Here is a 19,267-nt window from a genome sequence, read left to right on the forward strand (position 1 = left end):
CAATGTGCGTGGTGTCTTCGGTCAGTCCGCGGGTGCGGGAGCCGGTAGGGGCTCGGGAGGGTGGACGGACAAGGGGGTGGCGATGTCTTCGAGGGAGCGGCCTTCGGCGGCCACGGCGAGGAACGCGGCCACCACCCCGCCGATGCACATCAGGCAGGCGCCGATGCTGAAGGCGAGCACGGTGTCCCCGACGACGCCGCTGTGGGTGAGGGCGGCGAACAGCAGCGGGCCGCTGATGCCGCCCGCCGCTGTGCCCACCGCGTAGAAGAACGCGATGGCCATGGCGCGGGTCTCCATCGGGAAGATCTCCGAGACGGTGAGGTAGGCGCTGCTCGCTCCGGCCGAGGCGAAGAAGAGGACGACGGCCCAGCACGCGGTCAGGGTGACGGCGTTGAGCCGGCCGCTGCCGAAGAGCCAGGCGGTCGCGAACAGCAGCAGGCCGGCCAGCAGATACGTCGAGGTGATCATGATGCGCCGGCCGAGCGTGTCGAAGAGCTTGCCGAGGAAGAGCGGGCCCAGGAAGTTGCCCACCGCTATGACGGCGAAGAAATAGCCGGTACGGGAGGTGGAGACGCCGAAGAAGCGGGTGAGGATCGCGCCGAAGCCGAAGGTGATGGCGTTGTAGAGGAACGCCTGTCCGATGAAGAGGGCGAGCCCCAGCACCGCCCGGCGGCGGTAGTCGGAGAAGACGGTCCGGGCGATGTCCCGGAATCCGAAGCTCTCGCGCTGGCGGATGGTGAAGCGCCCCTTCGCGGGCGGCAGCTCGGCGCCCTTCTCCGCGACGACACGTTTCTCGATCTCCGTGACCAGCTCCTCCGCCTCCCGGCTGCGGCCGTGGATGAACAGCCAGCGCGGACTTTCGGGGACGTGGCGCCGGACGAGCAGGATCACCAGGCCCAGCACGACGCCGAGCCCGAAGGTCAGCCGCCAGCCGACGTCCTTGGCGAAGATGCTCGTGTCCAGCATCAGAATCGACAGCAGCGACCCGGCGATCGCCCCGAGCCAGAAGCTGCCGTTGATGATCAGGTCCACGCGGCCGCGGTAGGCGGCCGGGATGAGTTCGTCGATGGCGGAGTTGATGGCCGCGTACTCACCGCCGATACCGAAACCCGTCATGAAGCGGAAGACGAAGAACCACCAGGACGAGTACGACAGTGCGGTCAGTGCGGTCGCCGACAGGTAGACCGCCAGGGTGACCATGAAGAGTTTCTTGCGGCCGAAGAGGTCGGTGAGTCGGCCGAAGAACAACGCCCCGGAACACGCCCCCGCCACATACAGCGCGGCGGCCAGGCCCGTCACCCCGCCGGAGGTGATGGGCAGGCCGCTGCCCTGTTCGGAGAGGCGGCCGGCGATGTTGCCGACGACCGTGACCTCCAGACCGTCCAGCACCCAGACGGTGCCCAGCCCGATCACCACCGTCCAGTGCCACCGGGACCAGGGCAGCCGGTCCAGGCGGGCGGGAACGGACGTGGTGATCGTCGGTGCGGTCGTCGTCACATCCTCTGATTTCCCGATCACACGGATAACATTCCCGGAAAATCGGGATACGTAGGGGAATCCACGCCGCTATGACCCGGCTGCCTCCCTGCGGTTGCGGAGCGCGCGCTACGGCTGCAGGCCCCGGCCACGCAGCCAGGACAGCGGGTCCACCGGGGCGCCACCGCCCGGACGCACCTCCAGGTGCAGATGAGGACCGGTGACATTGCCGGTCGCACCGACACGGCCGATGACCGTGCCGGGGCCTACCTTGCCGGAGGTGATCACCATCGACGACAGGTGGCAGTACCAGACCTCCGTGCCGTCACCGAGGGTCAGCACGACGCGATAGCCGTACGCGCCCGCCCAGCCGGCCTGCGTGACCGTACCCCCGCTCACGGCCCGCACCGGAGTGCCGGTCGGGGCGGCGAAGTCCTCGCCGGTGTGGTGATGCGAGGACCACATGGCCCCGGCCCGCCCGAAACCGGCGGTGAGGGTGTAGGAGGTGAGGGGCAGGGTGAAGGAGCCGCCACCGGCGTGGGGCTGCGCCTGGGGGGCACGGTGCTGCGCCTGAGGGGCGCGGTGCTGCTGGGGCGCCCGGTGGGCCTGCGGGGCGGCGTGCGCCTGCGGCGCCCGGTGGGCCTGCGGGGCGGAGTGCGCCTGCGGGGCGTGGTGGGCCTGCGGGGCGGCGTGCGGAGCCTTGTGGGTCTGCTGGCTCTGATGCGTCTGGTGACTGTGCTGGGCCTGGTGACTGTGCTGGGCCTGGTGCGGCGCCGGCGCCGCATGGGCGGGCGCTGCCGCCGCTGCCTCGTGCACCGCCGCCGCGCGGGCTGCCGCCGCCCGGGCCGCGGCAGCGGCCTTGGCCTCGGCTTCCGCCACTGCCGCCTGCTGCGCGGCCATCGCCTGGTGCCGTTGCGCCGCCGCGCGGGCCTCGGCCGCCTGCACGGCCGCTTCCGCCGCCTCCTGCTGGTGGTCGGCCTGCTGCATGATGCGTGCCCGCAGCACCTCGCCCGCGTCGGCGACGTCCTCGCCGAACGCCGTTGCGGGCGCATTCCGCCCCGGGTCGGGCACGGATATGGGGGCCGCCGGGCGGTCCTGCGCGCTGGCCATGCCGCCGGCACCCACTGCCGCGATCATGCCCACGCCGAGGACGGCACCGCTGCGGGCCATCGTGCCGCCGCGCTGCTTGGCGGCGCGGTGCCGGCCGCGCTCGAGCGGCGTCGCCGGGAGCGCGTCGCCGGGGTCGGTGGCGACGGGACCGGTGGCGCCGGGATCGTAGGGCGGGGCGTAAGCCGGGACGATCGGAGGGTCGTACGCGGTGTAGGAACCGTCGTCGGCACCGTGCCTGTTGGACGCCACCGGGGCGCACTCCTTTCCTTCCCACTCGCCTACCGGGTTAGCTGTCGGGTTCGGAGCAGGAAGGTCTCCTACGGGCCGGTGCGCGGCCCGATTCACCCCAAAGGGATGGTTCCCCGGTTCCGTTCACGGGATTCGGCGAAGGCGCGCGGCACCGCCTCTTGCGGCGGTATCCAGGACCGCGCTGCGTTATCGAACGTTAATAGACATCGCGACCGGATTCCAAGCCGAACGGGTGAATCCACAGGCGTGTTGACGCTCCGATTTTCTGACGGAGCGTCAATTGTTATGCGCGCTCCCCCGCGGGCCGGCGGCGCCGGGCCGGACGGGTGCGGCCGCGCCCGGGACGGCGCTGCGACTGCTCCTGCCGGGGCTGCTCCGGCCGGGACTGCTCCTGCCGGGGCGCGGGCACCGCGATCGTCACCGGGACACCGCTCGGCTCGCGGGCGCCGGTGATCCGGACGAGCTCGGCGTCCTGCGGGCGCACGTCGGCCGTCTCCGGGGCGATGCGCGCGGTCGCCATCATCTGCCGCATGTCGCGCCGCTCCTCGGGCAGGACCAGCGTGACGACGGTGCCCGCCTCGCCGGCCCGGGCCGTACGGCCGCCGCGGTGCAGGTAGTCCTTGTGGTCGACGGGCGGGTCGATGTTGACGACGAGGTCGAGCCCGTCGATGTGGATGCCGCGCGCCGCCACGTTCGTGGCGATCAGCGCCGTCACCTGCTCGGTGCGGAACTGCTCCAGCACGCGGTTGCGCTGCGGCTGGCTCTTGCCGCCGTGCAGCGCCGCGGCGCGCACGCCCTGCGCCAGCAGGCGCTTGACCAGCCGGTCGGCGCCCCGCTTGGTGTCCACGAACATGATCACGCGGCCTTCGCGGGCCGCGATCCGGGTGACCACGTCCCGCTTGGCCTCCACGTCGGCGACGTGCAGCAGGTGGTGCTCCATGGTGACCACCGCACCCGCCGAGGGGTCGACGGAGTGGGTGACGGGGTCGGTCAGGAAGCGGCGCACGAGCCGGTCGACGTTGCGGTCCAGCGTCGCGGAGAACAGCATCCGCTGACCACCCGGGGCGACCTGGTCGAGCAGGCGGGTGACCTGGGGAAGGAAGCCCATGTCGGCCATCTGGTCCGCCTCGTCCAGGACGGTGACGGTCACGTCGCCCAGGGCGCAGTCGCCGCGCTGGAGCAGGTCGGCGAGCCGACCCGGCGTCGCGACCATGACCTCGGCGCCACGGCCGAGGGCCTGCGCCTGCCGACCGATGGACAGCCCACCGACGACGGTGACCGTACGCAGGTCCAGGGCGGCCGCATAAGGGGCGAGGGAATCGGTGACCTGCTGCGCGAGCTCGCGGGTGGGCACCAGCACCAGCGCCAGCGGCCGGCCCGGCTGGGCCCGCCGGCCCGCGGTACGGGCCAGGAGCGCCAGCCCGAAGGCGAGGGTCTTGCCGGAACCGGTACGCCCACGGCCGAGGACGTCACGTCCGGCGAGGGAGTTCGGCAGGGTCGCGGCCTGAATGGGGAAGGGCTCGGTGACGCCCTCGCGGGTCAGCGTCTTCAGCAGGGCGGCCGGCATGTCGAGGTCGGCGAAGGAGGCGACGGGCGGCAGCGCCGGCGTCGTGGCCTCGGGCACCTCGAAATCGGCGGCCGGCTCGACGACGGCAGCGGCACCCCGCACGGGGCCGCCGGCGCGACGCCGGGCGGAACGGCTCTCGCCGCCGGAGCGGCTGCCGCCGCGGGTACGGGTGCCGGGGCGGCTGTCGCCGCCGGAACGGGTGCCGCCGGAACGGCTGCCGCCGCCGGAACGGGCCTCGCCCGCGGAACGGGCGTCCCCACCGGAGCGGGCACTGCCGCCGGAACGGGTCTCTCCGCCATTGCGGCCGTTGCCGCCGGTCCGGGCGTCGTCAGTGGCGCGGGGGCTGCCGCCGGTCCGGGCATCGCTGCCGGTCCGGACGCTGCCGCCGGAGCGCGCGTCCCTGCCGGTCCGGGCGTCGCCACCGGAGCGGGCGCCACGACCGGAACGGGCACCGCCACCGGAACCGGCGTTACCGCCGGAGCGGGCGTTGCCACTGGAACGGGCACCGCCACCGGAGCGGCTGTCGCCGCTCGTGCGGGCGCTGCCGGCGGAGCGGGCCTCGCCGGGGGTCCTGGCGTTGCCGGAGCGGGCTTCGCCACCGGAGCGGGCGGGGCGGGGGGCGGAGCGAGTCATGCGGGACCTTCCCTCGGTGGCGGCGGCGGGAGCCGGGCCCCCGGTGGACGACGCGACAATGGGGCCCGCACCCAGTGGTGCGGGCCCCATGGCGCGTACGCGCGTACGGTTTCGTCAGATGGTGACGATGTTCTCGGCCTGCAGGCCCTTCTGGCCCTGCGTGACCTCGAAGGACACCTTCTGGCCCTCGAGCAGCTCACGGAAGCCGTTGGAGGCGATGTTCGAGTAGTGGGCGAAGACGTCGGGGCCGCCGCCGTCCTGCTCGATGAAGCCGAAGCCCTTTTCCGAGTTGAACCACTTCACGGTGCCAGTAGCCATGTCTATCTCCTTAGTGATGGGGTGGCCCCCGACCGGAAAAAGACCGGCGAAAACAAAAATGCGCCTTCGGCTACATGGCCGAGGCGCACACGAGTTCCATGGGTACCACAACTGCAACTCGTACGAGCGTACCACGCCCTGTGCGCCTCGTGTGGATCTTGAAGAACGCTGCCCCCGGCCCGCGCTATAACTCGACGCCCTGGGCCCTGGCGTGCCGGTCGGCGGCGACTTCCGCCTCGGCCTCGTCGAGGTAGACCTCGCAGACCAGCCGCCCGTCCGCGGTCATGTTGTGCTCCAGCTCCCAGAGGCTGACCTCTCCCCCGCCTTCGAGCAGGAACGCGTGCTCGTAGAAGCGGCACCAGGTGGCGTCCTTGCCGGGTCCCCGGCGCCGGGGCTTGGTGATGAGGGCGATGTGGTGGCCGAGCGCCCCTTGGAGGAGTTCGCGCACCACCTCGCCGGGCCCGTCGGCGTTCTCGGCGCGGCGCAGCAGCCGGCGGGCGTGCTCGGGGGACGCCTCGGCGACGTACTCGCGGCGGGGCCGGCTGGGGCCCATGGCGAGCAGCAGTTCCTCGGCCAGCCAGGCCGGCAGTTCCTCGTCCTCGCTGCCCGGGCCGATGCCTCCGCCGCCGATGCGCTCGTGCACGCGGCGCTCGGCGGCGTCGAGGGCGGTGTCGTCGGTGTAGAGCTCGTACAGGAACCGCTCCTGCGGCCCGGTGTCGTGTTCGAGCTCGTACAGCACGAGGCTGCTGCCGTCGGCCAGCAGGAAGACGTGGCGGTAGGTGTTGCAGCGCAGGGGGCGCCCGCCGTCGTTGCGCTGGCGGTACGAGCGCAGCTCGGGCTGGTGCATCAGCGCGGTGCCCAGCCGCGCGAGGACGTGCTCGCCGATCTCGAAGCCGTTCTGGGCCCGCCTCAGCAGCTCCTGCACCTGCTCGGCGGGGCTCGCCTCGCGGCCGGCGGGGCGCTCCGGCTCGTCGCCGCCCCGCTGCTCGCCCTCGCCCCCGCCCTCGCGCGTCCTCGCCATGCCCCTCGACCTCCCGAGTCCCTCTCCCGCCACCGAGCCGGGTGCCGTCCGCCGTCCGTCGCAGGCTGCGCCGTCGCCGGTACGAGCGCCGTGCCGGCGCCCCTGCGCCGCTCGCGGGGGTCCGTGCGCTGCCTTCGCGCACTTACCGTAGCGGCGCGAACACGGCCGGCGGGCGGGGTTTTCCGCAAGTGGCCGTAGGGCGCCCTTACCGCACACGTTTCCTTCGAACGTCCGGCGCGGCGAACGGGCCTGGGGGCCGGCCGGCGGATCTTCGTCGCGGGGCGGCATGCGCGCCCCGTCAGGGGCGCGGGGAACTGCGCGACAAGCCACCGCGCGCCCGCAGACAGGGTGCCGGCTCCGCCCGGGCCTCGCCGGTGGCGCGTCCACTGCGGGCCGTCGGTGGCCGATCCCGCCCACGCGGCGGCAGCCGCAGATCGACACCGCCCGGCGCCCCTGACGGGGCACTGCTTGATCCGCCGGACACGCCCTAGAGGCCGGTCGGCAGGGGCCGGGCGCGGCCGGACAGGTACCAGCCGGCCGTTGCCGCGCACCACAGCAGGGCGCCGGCCGCCACGAAGGAGGCGCCGGGGGCGGCGTCGACGGCGAAGGGCAGCAGCAGCATTCCGGCCACGGACGCCGCGTGGGCGGCCATCTGGTCGACGGTCAGCAGCCGCAGCCGGGCGGGGGGCGGAAAGCGCGCCAGGTGGGCGCGGAAGGTGACGGTGCACACGGGGAAGAGCAGTCCGGTGACGATGCACAGGGCGACGACGGCGGCCATGCGGTCGGCGACGCCGAGTCCGGCGAGGGCGAGGCCGGAGACGGCCCAGGCGAAGCAGTAGGTGCCGAGCCAGTTCTGTTCGTCGGGCGGGCGGGTGGCGAGGGTGTTGCCGGTCAGGAGGTTGCCGGCGAGTCCGCCGGCCGCGGTGGCGGCGAGGGCGAGGCCGTAGCCGGCGGCGCCCTGGCCGAAGCGGGCGACGAGCAGCGGGGGCAGCCCGACGGTGGAGACGGCGGAGGCGAACAGGGCCACGGCGTGGACGGCGATGGCGGTGGCGGTGCGGCGCTGTTCGCGCAGCAGGCGCCGGGCGCGGACGGCCGGCAGGGGGCCGCGGGCGGCCGCGGCGCTCTTCCGGCGGGCCGTGCGCCGGCCCAGCCAGGCGAGCGCGGCGGCGGAGACGGCGAAGGTGAGGCCGTCGATGGCGAACAGCTGCACCTCGGAGACGAGCAGCAGCAGGGCGCCGGCGCTGCCCTGTCCCACGACGCCGGCGACTCGGGAGGTGAGGTCGAACAGGCAGCTGGCCTGGGCCACCTCGTCGGGGGTGACGAGCTGCGGTACGAGGGTGCCGAGGTTGGGGTCGAAGAGGGCGCCGAGGGTGCCGAGCATCAGGACGAGGCCGAGGGTGAGGGCGAAGCCGAAGGCGTCGGGGGACCACAGCACGGGCAGGGCGAGGGCCACGGCGGCGCGGGCGGTGTCCAGCCAGGCCAGTGAGCGCCAGCGGGAGAACCGTCCGACGACCGTGCCGGCCCCGCCCAGGGCGATGTAGGGCAGGGACTCGACGGCGGCGACCAGCCCCATCCGCGACGACGACCCCGTGGCCTCGTAGACCACCCACATCGCGGCGAGGGCGTAGAGCCGGTCGCCGAGGACGGAGAGGGTCATCGACAGCCACAGCACGCGGACGGAGCGGGAGCGCAGCAGACGCACATGCCTCACGGCGCTTACCTCCGGCAATTCCGGTCCGGGGCGGCACACCCTAGGGCGCGGGCGAGCGGGCATTACCGGCCTTCCGTCGCAGACCGGGGCGGGGTGTGGGCGTCGACCACCCGCAGGTGTGGCGGTGTTCGCACGGCGTCTCACGACGCGGACCCGCGCGGGGCGGTGACCGGGGCGGCGGGGCGGGCGTACGCGGTTCGGTCAGCGCCACTGGTCCATCCGGGGACGCGCCGCGCGCGACGATGGGGTGTGACGACATAGAGTGACGGCACAATTGCTCCGCGTATCTGCGGGACGCGAGGGATCGGCGGCCGCCGGCCTTCCTTGGTCCTGCTGAGATCAATCAGGAGGTTCCCAGTGGCGAAGGCGAAGTTCGAGCGGACAAAGCCCCACGTCAACATCGGCACCATCGGCCACATCGACCACGGCAAGACGACCCTGACCGCGGCGATCACCAAGGTGCTGCACGACGCCTATCCGGAGCTGAACGAGGTGTCGGCCTTCGAGAACATCGACAAGGCCCCGGAGGAGCGGCAACGCGGCATCACCATCTCCATCGCCCACGTGGAGTACCAGACCGAGGCGCGTCACTACGCCCACGTCGACTGCCCCGGTCACGCGGACTACATCAAGAACATGATCACCGGTGCCGCCCAGATGGACGGCGCCATTCTCGTCGTGGCCGCGACCGACGGCCCGATGCCGCAGACCAAGGAGCACGTCCTGCTCGCCCGCCAGGTCGGCGTCCCGTACATCGTCGTGGCGCTCAACAAGGCCGACATGGTGGACGACGAGGAGATCCTGGAGCTCGTCGAGCTGGAAGTGCGCGAGCTGCTGAGCGAGTACGAGTTCCCGGGTGACGAGGCCCCGGTCGTGAAGGTCTCGGCCCTGAAGGCGCTGGAGGGCGACCCGGAGTGGGGCAAGTCGGTCCTCGACCTGATGAAGGCCGTGGACGAGGCCATCCCGCAGCCGGAGCGCGAGGTCGACAAGCCGTTCCTGATGCCGATCGAGGACGTCTTCACCATCACCGGCCGCGGCACCGTCGTCACCGGCCGCATCGAGCGCGGCGTCCTCCGCGTCAACGAGACCGTCGACATCATCGGCATCCACCCGGAGAAGACGACCACGACCGTCACCGGTATCGAGATGTTCCGCAAGCTGCTCGACGAGGGCCAGGCCGGCGAGAACGTCGGTCTGCTGCTGCGCGGCATCAAGCGCGAGGACGTCGAGCGCGGCCAGTGCATCATCAAGCCGGGGTCGGTCACCCCGCACACCGAGTTCGAGGCGACGGCCTACATCCTGTCGAAGGACGAGGGCGGCCGGCACACGCCCTTCTTCAACAACTACCGTCCGCAGTTCTACTTCCGCACCACGGACGTGACCGGCGTCGTGACCCTGCCCGAGGACAAGGAAATGGTCATGCCGGGCGACAACACCGCGATGTCGGTGGCGCTGATCCAGCCGATCGCCATGGAGGAGGGCCTGAAGTTCGCCATTCGCGAGGGCGGCCGCACGGTCGGCGCCGGCCAGGTCACGAAGATCACGAAGTAGGAAGGGCGGGAACGGGGGCCGGCTGCAGGCCAGAGGACCCTGGAGCCGAGCCGGACCGCCCCGTTCCCAGTCGACACGCTAGCGCCCGGGCGGCGGCACCCCCCGCAGGCCGGTCGGCGTGGCGACGCAAAAACCCGCCGTGGCCGCCCGCCGGCCCGCAGGCGGGCGCGGGCTCACGGGGAAGTGCAGCTGAGCGAGGGGGCCTTGGCGGCGGGCCCGCTGACGCTGAAGCCGAAGGTGACCGACCGCCGCGCCGGCACGGTGGCGTTGTAGGCGACGTTGCGCACGACCACCTGCTGCCCGGAGACGCTGAGGGTGCCGTTCCACAGCCGGGTGACCCGCTGTCCGGGCGCGAGCGTCCACTCCACCGTCCAGCCGCCGATCTCCCGGGCCCCGGCCCGTACGGTGACCTCCGCCTCGAACCCGCCGTTCCAGGAGTCCGTCACCCGGTACGCCGCCGTGCAGGCGCCGCGTCGCTCGAGGACGGTGTCCGCGAACCCGGTGACCGCCCCGGCGACGTCCCCCACCACGCCCGGGCCGGGCGGCGTGGGTGCGGCACTTGCGGGAACGGCCGGAGCCGCGGCGGCGACGACGGTCAGGACGGTGGCGGCCCACCGGGAGCCGAGGAGCGTCATGGGGCCCAGGCTTACCGGACGGACCCCCTCCGCTATCCCGCCGCCCCGGATCGAAACCACCCGAAGGCGTGGCCGTACGCCGCCCCCAACGACGGAGCGCCCCGCCCGGCAACAGCCGGACGAGGCGCTCGACCGCAGGTCAGGGGCCGTGACCCCTACCCGCATGCGGTAGGCCGTGTGGGACTCGAACCCACAACCAATGGATTAAAAGTCCACTGCTCTGCCAATTGAGCTAACGGCCCGCACCCCGCAGCATAGCCCGGCCTGCCCGCGAAGCCCGAGTCGTTATCGCCGAGGACTTGGCAGGAGCGTCGCCGGGGCGGGCGCGAAACGGGCGAGGGCCCGTACGACACGGTGTGTCGTACGGGCCCTCGAAAGCTGCCGCCGGGTCAGCCGTTGCGCTTCCAGCGGGGCTTGTCGGCGCGGCGGTCGAACGACGAGCCACCGCGGTGGTCGTCACGACGGCCGTACGGGCGGTCGCCGCCACCGGAACGGAAGCCACCGGACGGACGGTCGTCGCGACGGTCGCGGTTGAACGGACGGTCGCCGCCACCGGAGCGGTAGCCACCGGACGGACGGTCGTCGCGGCGGAAGCCACCGGACGGGCGGTCGTCGCGGCGGAAGCCGCCGGAGGGACGGTCGTCACGACGCTCGTCGCGACGGAAACCACCGGACGGGCGGTCGTCACGACGGAAGCCACCGCGGTCGCCACGGTCGTCGCGACGGAAGCCACCGCGGTCGTCACGACGCTCGTCGCGACGGAAACCGTCACGGTCGTCGCGGCGGAAGCCGCCGGAGGGACGGTCGTCACGACGCTCGTCGCGGCGGAAACCACCGGACGGGCGGTCGTCGCGACGGAAGCCACCGCGGTCGCCACGGTCGTCACGGCGGAAGCCACCGCGGTCGCCACGGTCGTCGCGGCGGAAGCCACCGCGGTCCTCGCGGCGGTCGTCACGGCGGTCGTCACGGTCGTCGCGGCGGAAACCGCCGCTGCGGCGCTCGAAGTTGCCGCGCTCGTCACGGCGCTCGTCGGCCGGGGCGGTCTGCTGCGCCGGCACGGCGGCGGCCCGCTCGGCCTCCTCCGCACGGGCGGTCTCGGCCTCGGCCTCCGCGGCGGCGGCCGCCACCGCGGCCTCCGGGTCCTCGCCGCGCTCGCGGGCGGCACGGGCCAGCAGGCGGTCGGCCTCCTCGCGCAGCTCGGTGGCGCGGCGCTGGGCGCGCTCCAGCTGACGGGTCAGGTCCGCCAGGTCGCGCTCGGCCTGCTTGGCGGCGTTGGCCGCCGAGTCGGCCTGCACCTCGGTGAGCGAACGGGCACCGGTGATCTTGGCGACGTCCTCGTCGAAGGCGCCGGAGCCGGCGACGATGTGGCGCGAGGCGTCCACGCCCGCGTCCTCCATCAGGCGGAAGATCTGCCGGCGCTGGTGCGGCAGGGCCAGGGAGACGACCGTGCCGGACTGGCCGGCGCGGGCCGTACGGCCGGAGCGGTGCAGGTAGTCCTTGTGGTCACCGGCGGGGTCGACGTTCAGGACCAGGTCGATGCCGTCGACGTGGATGCCGCGGGCGGCGACGTCGGTGGCGACCAGGACGTTCACGCGGCCGGCCTTGAAGTCCTCCAGGACGCGGGTACGGGCGCCCTGGGTCATGCCGCCGTGCAGCGCGTCCGCGCGGACACCGGCGTCGAGCAGCTGCTCGGCGACGCGGTCGGCGCCCATCTGGGTGCGGACGAAGATGATCGTGCGGCCCTTGCGGGCGGCGATGGCGGCCGTGACCGGCGCCTTGTCCTTCGGCTTCACGACGAGGACGTGGTGGGTCATGGTCGTCACGGCACCGGCGGAGGGGTCGACCTCGTGCGTGACCGGGGCCACCAGGTAGCGCTTGACCAGCGTGTCGATCTCGTTCTCCAGCGTCGCGGAGAACAGCAGGCGCTGGCCACCGGTCGGCACCTGGTCGAGGATCTCGGTGACCTCGGGCAGGAAGCCCATGTCGGCCATCTGGTCGGCCTCGTCGAGGACGGCGACCTGGACCTTGTCGAGGGAGGCGGCACCGCGGTCGATGATGTCGCGCAGTCGGCCCGGGGTGGCGACGAGGATGTCGACACCGCGCTCCAGGGCGTAGATCTGGTTGCCCATGGAGGTACCGCCGCAGACGACCTTCATCTTCAGGCCGAGCACGTCACCGTACGGCTGCAGGGCGTCGGCGACCTGCATCGCCAGCTCGCGGGTGGGGGTGAGGATCAGGCCGCGCGGGCGCTTCTTCTCGGTGTGGCCGCCGGCCAGGATCGACAGCAGGGGCAGACCGAAGGAGAGGGTCTTGCCGGAGCCGGTGCGGCCGCGGCCCAGGATGTCCTTGCCGGCCAGGGCGTCCGGGATGGTCGCGGCCTGGATCGGGAAGGGCGTGGTCACACCGTTCTGGGCGAGCTTGCGGACGATCGCCTCGTCCAGGCCCAGGTCACCGAAGGTGATCCGGGGCTCCTCGGAGACCTCGGGGGTCTCGGCCACGGTCGCCTCGAGGGCCTCGACGATCTTCTCGTCGGCCTCGGGCATGACGGTCTGGTCAGGGGAAATGGACATGCGAAATGCGAAACCTTCCGGAGTTTCGGCACGCGCCCAAGCTCCGTGTCGGCTTCACAAATGACCGCCTCGATGCGGTCAGCCACGGCAAGGTAAGGAACGCGCCACACGGCGCGCTTCTGTCTGGCGCCGGGCAAATGGGATCAAACGATCTACCACCATACGCACCCGACGCCCTGCGGCGCAAGCCGCCTGCACATGGCCTGGGACACACTCCCCCACCGCGCCCCCGCCTCACGAGGGACCCGTCTGCGGCGAGGACGGGGGCTGGGTCGGCGGCTGCGTCGGCGGCGTGGGCGGGGCCTGCGTCGGCGGGGCCTGCGTCGGTGGCTGCGACGGCGCCGGCGGCTTGCCCGGCGCCGACGACGGGCCCGCACCGTGCCCGGCCGGCGGCTTCGACGGCGCCCCCGGCTTGTCCGGACGGGCCGCCGGCGGGGACGCGCCCGGGGCCGCCGACGGCGACGCGGAGGCCGACGCCTCCGGGTGCGCCCCCTTCGCCGACGGACTGCCGCTCGCCCCGCCCTTCACCGACTTGCCGTCCACCCGCCCGCCCGGGCGGCTGCCCGGAATGCGGATGCCGCCCTCCGTCCGCTGGCCGTCCCCCTGCCGGTCGTCCGCCCCCTTGGGCACCGGGCGTCCCGGGTCGCTCACGCTCATGCACCCGCCCAGAGCCAGGGACGCGACCGCGACCGCGGCGATACGGGTGGCCGTCGCGCGGGTGAACGCTGCGGCGTGCGCTGACATTGCGCGCATGGACAGGACCGCCTTCGGGTACGGGGGACGGGCGCCCTGCCCAACTGGCCCCGCCCCGCGCAGGACACGGCCGTCAGCCGTAGCCCAGGGCGTGCAGGCGGGCGTCGTCGATCCCGAAGTGGTGTGCCACCTCGTGGACGACCGTCACCTCCACCTCGGCGACGACCTCCTCCCGCGTGGCGCACATGCGCAGCGTCGGGCCGCGGAAGATCGTGATGCGGTCCGGCAGCACGCCGGCGTACCACTCGCCGCGCTCGGTCAGCGGCGTCCCCTCGTAGAGCCCGAGCAGCTCCGGGTCGTCGGTCGGCGGCTCGTCCTCGACGAAAACGGCGACGTTGTCCATCAGCCGCGTCAGCTCGGGCGGGATCCGGTCCAGGCCCTCGGCGACCAGTTCCTCGAACTCCTCGCGCGTCATCTCCAGCACGCGGCCATTGTCCGGCAACGGGGCCCGCGGGGACCTGCGCGGCGAGGCCCTCGGCAAACCGTTTTGGCGATCCCTCCTCCCATCCCATATGCTTCTCACGTCCCCGAGGCGCTGCGAAGCGCCCAGGTGGGCCATTCAGCCCTCATCGTCTAGTGGCCCAGGACGCCGCCCTTTCAAGGCGGTAGCACGGGTTCGAATCCCGTTGGGGGCACGCTGGAACGTGTGCGAGACTTGTTCTCGCACATGAGCAAGGTCCTGTGGAGCAGTTTGGAGTGCTCGCCACCCTGTCAAGGTGGAGGCCGCGGGTTCAAATCCCGTCAGGACCGCTTACGATTGCTTGTGACGAGTGATCGTATGGCTGGGTAGCTCAGTTGGTACGAGCGTCCGCCTGAAAAGCGGAAGGTCGCCGGTTCGACCCCGGCCCCAGCCACAGTGAGGCCCCCCATCTCCGATGGGGGGCCTCGGTGCATTGCGGGGCGCTCCGCGAGGGGCGCGGGGGCCGCCACACCGCCGGATAAATGGGTTCGCCGCTTCGTGGCGGCTGGTGCGATCCTGGGTGGCGTATGTCTACGCAGCCTGCCGCCACCGCCACGTTTGCCGATCTCGCCGGCCGTCTGTCCGAGCTGATGTTGCGCGACGCGCAGCGGCTGGGCCGGCGGCTGGAGGGGGCTCGGCGCATTCGCAAGCCCGAGGCCCGTGCGGCCGTGCTGGCCGAGATCGCGGGGGAGGTCGACGCGGCCGAGCTGCGGGTGGCGGCCCGGCGGGAGGCCGTGCCGGAGATCTCGTATCCGGAGCAGCTGCCGGTCAGCCAGAAGAAGGACGCGATCCTGGAGGCGATACGCGACCACCAGGTCGTGATCGTCGCCGGTGAGACGGGTTCCGGCAAGACGACCCAGATCCCGAAGATCTGCCTGGAGCTGGGCCGTGGCGTGCGGGGCCTGATCGGACACACGCAGCCGCGGCGGATCGCCGCCCGTACGGTGGCCGAGCGGGTCGCGGAGGAGCTGCGCACGCCGCTGGGCGAGGCGGTCGGCTGGAAGGTGCGGTTCACCGATCAGGTCGGTGGCGACACGCTGGTCAAGCTGATGACGGACGGCATTCTGCTCGCCGAGATCCAGACGGACCGCGAGCTGCGCCAGTACGACACGATCATCATCGACGAGGCGCACGAGCGCAGCCTCAACATCGACTTCCTGCTGGGCTACCTGGCGCAGCTGCTCCCCCGTCGCCCCGACCTCAAGGTCGTGATCACCTCGGCGACCATCGATCCGGAGCGCTTCTCCCGTCATTTCGGCGACGCGCCGATCGTGGAGGTCAGCGGGCGTACGTATCCGGTGGAGGTGCGCTATCGCCCGCTGCTCGAGGAGGAGTCCTCGGACGCGGACCGTGACCAGATCACGGCGATCTGTGACGCGGTCGACGAGCTGCAGCAGGAGGGTCCGGGCGACATCCTGGTCTTCCTCTCCGGCGAGCGGGAGATCCGGGACACCGCGGATGCGCTGGAGAAGCGGAAGTACAAGTTCACGGAGGTGCTGCCGCTGTACGCGCGGCTGTCGCACGCCGAGCAGCACCGTGTCTTCCAGCGCCACACCGGTCGCCGCATCGTGCTGGCGACGAACGTCGCGGAGACGTCCCTGACGGTCCCGGGCATCAAGTACGTCATCGACCCGGGTTTCGCGCGCATCTCGCGCTACAGCCACCGCACGAAGGTGCAGCGGCTGCCGATCGAGCCGGTCTCGCAGGCCAGTGCCAATCAGCGCAAGGGCCGGTGCGGCCGCACGAGTGACGGCATCTGCATCCGGCTGTACTCGGAGGACGACTTCCTCTCGCGGCCGGAGTTCACGGACGCGGAGATCCTGCGGACGAACCTCGCCTCGGTCATCCTGCAGATGACGGCCGCCGGCCTGGGCGACATCGAGAGGTTCCCGTTCATCGATCCGCCGGACCGCCGCAACATCAAGGACGGCGTGGATCTGCTGCAGGAGCTGGGGGCGATCGACCCGCAGCAGAAGGATCCGAAGAAGCGGCTGACGCCGCTGGGCCGCAAGCTCTCGCAGCTGCCGGTGGACCCGCGGCTGGCCCGCATGGTGCTGGAGGCGGACCGCAACGGCTGTGCCCGTGAGGTCATGGTCATCGCCTCCGCGCTGTCCATCCAGGATCCGCGCGAGCGGCCCTCGGACAAGCAGCAGCAGGCCGATCAGCAGCACGCCCGGTTCAAGGACGAGACGAGCGACTTCCTCGCCTTCTTGAACCTGTGGCGTTATGTGCGCGAGCAGCAGAAGACGTTGTCGTCGTCGGCCTTCCGCCGCATGTGCAAGTCGGAGTTCCTGAACTACCTGCGCATACGTGAGTGGCAGGACATCTACTACCAGCTGCGCTCGGTCGCGAAGACGATGGGCGTCCACCTGGCCGAGGAGGACGCGGCGCCGGAGCGGGTGCACCAGTCGCTGCTGGCGGGTCTGCTGTCGCACATCGGCCTGAAGGATCCCGAGAAGAACAACGAGTACGTCGGCGCCCGCAACGCCAAGTTCGCCGTCTTCCCCGGTTCGGCGCTGTTCAAGAAGCCGCCGCGCTGGGTGATGTCGGCGGAGCTGGTGGAGACCTCGCGGCTGTGGGCGCGGGTCAATGCCCGCATCGATCCGGAGTGGATCGAGCCGCTGGCCCAGCACCTGGTGAAGCGCACCTACAGCGAGCCGCACTGGGAGCAGAAGCAGGCGGCGGTGATGGCGTACGAGCGGGTGACGCTCTACGGCGTGCCGATCGTGGCGCAGCGCAAGGTGAACTACGGGCGGATCGACCCGGAGACGAGCCGGGAGCTGTTCATCCGCCATGCGCTGGTGGAGGGCGACTGGCGCACGCACCACCAGTTCTTCCACGACAACCGCAAGCTGCTCGACGAGGTCGAGGAGCTGGAGCACCGGGCGCGCCGGCGCGACATCCTGGTGGACGACGAGACGCTGTTCGACTTCTACGACCAGCGGCTGCCGGAGCACGTGGTCTCGGGTGCGCACTTCGACTCGTGGTGGAAGCACAAGCGGCGCGAGGAGCCGGAGCTGCTCAATTTCGAGCAGTCCATGCTCATCAACGAGAAGGCCGGGGCGGTCACCAAGGAGGACTATCCGGACTCCTGGCGGCAGGGCCGGCTGAAGTTCAAGGTGACGTACCAGTTCGAGCCGGGGGCGGACGCGGACGGTGTGACGGTGCACGTGCCGCTGCAGGTGCTCAACCAGGTCTCGGCGGAGGGCTTCGACTGGCAGATCCCGGGGCTGCGCGAGGACCTGGTGACGGAGCTGATCCGCTCGCTGCCCAAGCCGATCCGCCGCAACTGCGTGCCGGCGCCGAACTTCGCCCAGCGGTTCCTGGAAACGGCGGTGCCGTTGCAGGAGCCGCTGCCGGTGGCGCTGGCGCGTGCGCTGCACCGGATGACCGGGGTGCGCATGGAGGCGGGCGACTTCGACGAGGCCAAGGTCCCGGACCACCTGAAGATCACGTTCCGGGTGGTGGACGAGCGGCGCCGCAAGATCGCCGAGGACAAGGACCTGGAGGCCCTGCGGCTGCGGCTGAAGCCGAAGACGCAGGCGGCGATCTCCAAGGCGTTCGACGCGGCCCTGGACCGGGCGGCGGGCGCGCCGGGGTCCGGCGGCGAAGCGGCCGGCCGGCTGGAGCAGCGCTCGGGCCTGACCGGCTGGACGGTCGGCACGCTGCCGCGCACGTTCGAGACGCGCCGCGCGGGTCAGCCGGTCAAGGCGTACCCGGCGCTGGTGGACGAGGGCACCTCGGTGGCGGTGCGGCTCTTCGACACGGAGGAGGAGCAGCGGGAGGCGATGTGGCGCGGCGTGCGCCGGCTGATCCTTTTGAACCTGCCGTCCAACCCGGCGAAGTTCGCCCAGGACAAGCTGGGCAACCAGCAGAAGCTCGCACTCTCGCGCAATCCGCACGGCTCGATCCAGGCGCTCTTCGACGACTGCGTGGCCGGTGCGGCCGACAAGCTGATGGCGGCGCACGGCGGGCCGGTGTGGGACGAGGAGTCCTATCGCAAGCTCTTCGACGCGGTGCGCGCGGACATCGTGGACGCGACGCTGGATGCGATCCGCAAGGTGCAGGAGGTGCTGGCCGCCTGGCAGGCGTGCGAGCGCCGGCTCAAGGCGACGACGAGCCCGGCGCTGCTGACGTCGCTGACGGACGTCAAGGAGCAGCTCGCGGCGCTGATCAAGCCGGACTTCGTGACGGAGCACGGGGTACGCCGGCTGCCGGACCTGCTGCGCTACCTGGTGGCGGTGGACCGCCGCCTGACGCAGCTGCCGACGGGCGTGGAGCGGGACCGGGCGCGGATGGCGAAGGTCCACGAGATGCAGGACGAGTACGCCTGGCTGCTGGAGCAGTTCCCCAAGGGGCGGCCGGTGCCGCAGGAGGCCCGGGAGATCCGCTGGATGATCGAGGAGCTGCGGGTGAGCTACTTCGCGCATGCGCTGGGTACGGCGTACCCGGTGTCGGACAAGCGGATCGTGAAGGCGGTCGACAAGCTGGCGCCGTGAGGCGCCGGTGAGGTGATGGTGAGGCGTGTGCTCCACGCCTCACCGAGCGGGTTCGACCGCACGGCCTGACCTGCTGTAGAGTCTTGTTTCGCAGCCCCCGGAAGGGGAACGCAAGCAAGGTCCTGTGGAGCAGTTTGGAGTGCTCGCCACCCTGTCAAGGTGGAGGCCGCGGGTTCAAATCCCGTCAGGACCGCAGTGGGATGAGGCCCGCACCGTTCACGGTGCGGGCCTCATCGTTGTTTCCGCGCGAGCCACGTCGTCGTTCCTGCGCGAGCCTCATCGTCGTTTCCGCGCGAGCCACGTCGTCGTTCCCGGCCGGGCCCCGGCCGGATACCGGCCGGATCGGCGCCTCGCCCCACCGGGCCTCGTTGTCGACCTTGACTGCGACACGTGCCAGGGGTACCCCAGTCAGAGGGAGGTGCTGCGCCCCATGACGACGACCACCCGGACCGAGCGTGCCCGGCACGAGACGCGGGCGCTGTTGCGTGCTCACCTTTCCGCCGCGGCCGGCTACCGGCATCTGACCCGGCACTGCCCGGTCTGCCACCGGCTGCTGCAGCTGGCCCGGGAGGGGGTGGGAGAGCCGGCGGGGCCGCCGGGCGCGGGTGTCACCCTCAGTGGTGAGGGCAGCAACTCCTTTACCGCAGCGCCATGATGGGTGACAAGGCGACCGCGATGTGATGGGTGTCACCGAAAGAGTTTCGGTGAAGGGGG

Annotated in this window: 13 protein-coding genes, 5 tRNA genes and 1 riboswitch; of the genes, 7 read left to right on the top strand and 11 right to left on the bottom strand. The window is 72.0% G+C overall.

All coding sequences use genetic code 11. The features are described 5' to 3' along the window. Nucleotides 1–21 precede the first annotated feature (21 nt). The 6 genes from AC27L3_RS07300 to AC27L3_RS07325 all read right to left on the bottom strand — a co-directional run bounded on the left by AC27L3_RS07300 (nt 22) and on the right by AC27L3_RS07325 (nt 8,085). A complete protein-coding gene (locus AC27L3_RS07300) occupies nt 22–1,497 on the bottom strand; it encodes an MFS transporter (RefSeq protein WP_487233194.1) in 1,476 nt (491 codons plus the stop codon). A 108-nt stretch (nt 1,498–1,605) separates the two neighbouring features. Next, complete coding sequence (locus AC27L3_RS07305) at nt 1,606–2,835, bottom strand: M23 family metallopeptidase (protein ID WP_487233195.1); 1,230 nt, start codon at nt 2,833–2,835, stop codon at nt 1,606–1,608. Between the two features lie 11 nt (nt 2,836–2,846). Next, nucleotides 2,847–2,983: riboswitch (cyclic di-AMP (ydaO/yuaA leader) on the bottom strand. A 135-nt stretch (nt 2,984–3,118) separates the two neighbouring features. Continuing rightward, nucleotides 3,119–4,504, bottom strand: a complete 1,386-nt coding sequence (locus AC27L3_RS07310) for a DEAD/DEAH box helicase (protein WP_487233501.1) — start codon at nt 4,502–4,504, stop codon at nt 3,119–3,121. 645 nt (nt 4,505–5,149) lie between these two features. Beyond that, on the bottom strand, nt 5,150–5,353 hold the full coding sequence (locus AC27L3_RS07315) for a cold-shock protein (RefSeq protein WP_344438551.1): 204 nt from the start codon (nt 5,351–5,353) through the stop codon (nt 5,150–5,152). 184 nt (nt 5,354–5,537) lie between these two features. After that, nucleotides 5,538–6,374 (bottom strand): DUF6227 family protein, encoded by an 837-nt coding sequence (locus AC27L3_RS07320; RefSeq protein WP_487233196.1) that lies wholly within the window; start codon nt 6,372–6,374, stop codon nt 5,538–5,540. A 487-nt stretch (nt 6,375–6,861) separates the two neighbouring features. Next, nucleotides 6,862–8,085, bottom strand: a complete 1,224-nt coding sequence (locus AC27L3_RS07325) for an MFS transporter (RefSeq protein WP_487233197.1) — start codon at nt 8,083–8,085, stop codon at nt 6,862–6,864. Between the two features lie 357 nt (nt 8,086–8,442). On the opposite strand from AC27L3_RS07325, the gene tuf reads away from it, so the two are divergent. Continuing rightward, entirely contained in the window at nt 8,443–9,636 is a 1,194-nt protein-coding gene (tuf, locus tag AC27L3_RS07330) for an elongation factor Tu (protein WP_487233198.1), read from the top strand. Between the two features lie 173 nt (nt 9,637–9,809). On the opposite strand, the gene AC27L3_RS07335 is transcribed toward tuf, so the two are convergent. The 5 genes from AC27L3_RS07335 to AC27L3_RS07355 all read right to left on the bottom strand — a co-directional run bounded on the left by AC27L3_RS07335 (nt 9,810) and on the right by AC27L3_RS07355 (nt 14,018). Next, the gene (locus AC27L3_RS07335) at nt 9,810–10,271 is read right to left on the bottom strand and encodes a cellulose binding domain-containing protein (RefSeq protein WP_487233199.1); all 462 of its coding nucleotides are present in this window, start codon (nt 10,269–10,271) and stop codon (nt 9,810–9,812) included. 169 nt (nt 10,272–10,440) lie between these two features. Further along, a tRNA-Lys gene (locus AC27L3_RS07340) sits at nt 10,441–10,513 on the bottom strand. Nucleotides 10,514–10,660: 147 nt separating this feature from the next. Continuing rightward, nucleotides 10,661–12,841, bottom strand: a complete 2,181-nt coding sequence (locus AC27L3_RS07345; RefSeq protein WP_487233200.1) for a DEAD/DEAH box helicase — start codon at nt 12,839–12,841, stop codon at nt 10,661–10,663. A gap of 234 nt (nt 12,842–13,075) precedes the next feature. Further along, nucleotides 13,076–13,594 carry a hypothetical protein gene (locus AC27L3_RS07350; protein WP_487233201.1) on the bottom strand — a complete coding sequence of 173 codons (519 nt, stop codon included), beginning with the start codon at nt 13,592–13,594 and terminating at the stop codon, nt 13,076–13,078. Nucleotides 13,595–13,667: 73 nt separating this feature from the next. Next, on the bottom strand, nt 13,668–14,018 hold the full coding sequence (locus AC27L3_RS07355; RefSeq protein ID WP_344438566.1) for a metallopeptidase family protein: 351 nt from the start codon (nt 14,016–14,018) through the stop codon (nt 13,668–13,670). A 138-nt stretch (nt 14,019–14,156) separates the two neighbouring features. On the opposite strand from AC27L3_RS07355, the gene AC27L3_RS07360 reads away from it, so the two are divergent. The 6 genes from AC27L3_RS07360 (at nt 14,157) to AC27L3_RS07385 (ending at nt 19,208) form a co-directional block, all read left to right on the top strand. Beyond that, nucleotides 14,157–14,229: transfer RNA gene (locus AC27L3_RS07360), tRNA-Glu, on the top strand. Nucleotides 14,230–14,269: 40 nt separating this feature from the next. Then, a tRNA-Asp gene (locus AC27L3_RS07365) sits at nt 14,270–14,344 on the top strand. Nucleotides 14,345–14,374: 30 nt separating this feature from the next. Further along, nucleotides 14,375–14,448, top strand: a tRNA-Phe gene (locus AC27L3_RS07370). Nucleotides 14,449–14,581: 133 nt separating this feature from the next. Further along, entirely contained in the window at nt 14,582–18,553 is a 3,972-nt protein-coding gene (gene hrpA, locus AC27L3_RS07375; RefSeq protein WP_487233202.1) for an ATP-dependent RNA helicase HrpA, read from the top strand. A 118-nt stretch (nt 18,554–18,671) separates the two neighbouring features. Further along, nucleotides 18,672–18,746, top strand: a tRNA-Asp gene (locus AC27L3_RS07380). A gap of 237 nt (nt 18,747–18,983) precedes the next feature. Further along, nucleotides 18,984–19,208 (top strand): DUF6274 family protein, encoded by a 225-nt coding sequence (locus tag AC27L3_RS07385; RefSeq protein ID WP_487233203.1) that lies wholly within the window; start codon nt 18,984–18,986, stop codon nt 19,206–19,208. Nucleotides 19,209–19,267 lie beyond the last annotated feature (59 nt).

It is taken from the genome of Streptomyces sp. PKA51 (assembly GCF_057552455.1).

Excerpts from the sequence above, each read along its gene's own strand:
- AC27L3_RS07345 (WP_487233200.1), bottom strand. The coding sequence starts at position 12,841 with ATGTCCATTTCCCCTGACCAGACCGTCATGCCCGAGGCCGACGAGAAG.
- AC27L3_RS07315 (WP_344438551.1), bottom strand. The coding sequence starts at position 5,353 with ATGGCTACTGGCACCGTGAAGTGGTTCAACTCGGAAAAGGGCTTCGGC.
- hrpA (WP_487233202.1), top strand. The coding sequence starts at position 14,582 with ATGTCTACGCAGCCTGCCGCCACCGCCACGTTTGCCGATCTCGCCGGC.
- AC27L3_RS07385 (WP_487233203.1), top strand. The coding sequence starts at position 18,984 with ATGACGACGACCACCCGGACCGAGCGTGCCCGGCACGAGACGCGGGCG.
- AC27L3_RS07335 (WP_487233199.1), bottom strand. The coding sequence starts at position 10,271 with ATGACGCTCCTCGGCTCCCGGTGGGCCGCCACCGTCCTGACCGTCGTC.
- AC27L3_RS07320 (WP_487233196.1), bottom strand. The coding sequence starts at position 6,374 with ATGGCGAGGACGCGCGAGGGCGGGGGCGAGGGCGAGCAGCGGGGCGGC.
- AC27L3_RS07350 (WP_487233201.1), bottom strand. The coding sequence starts at position 13,594 with ATGCGCGCAATGTCAGCGCACGCCGCAGCGTTCACCCGCGCGACGGCC.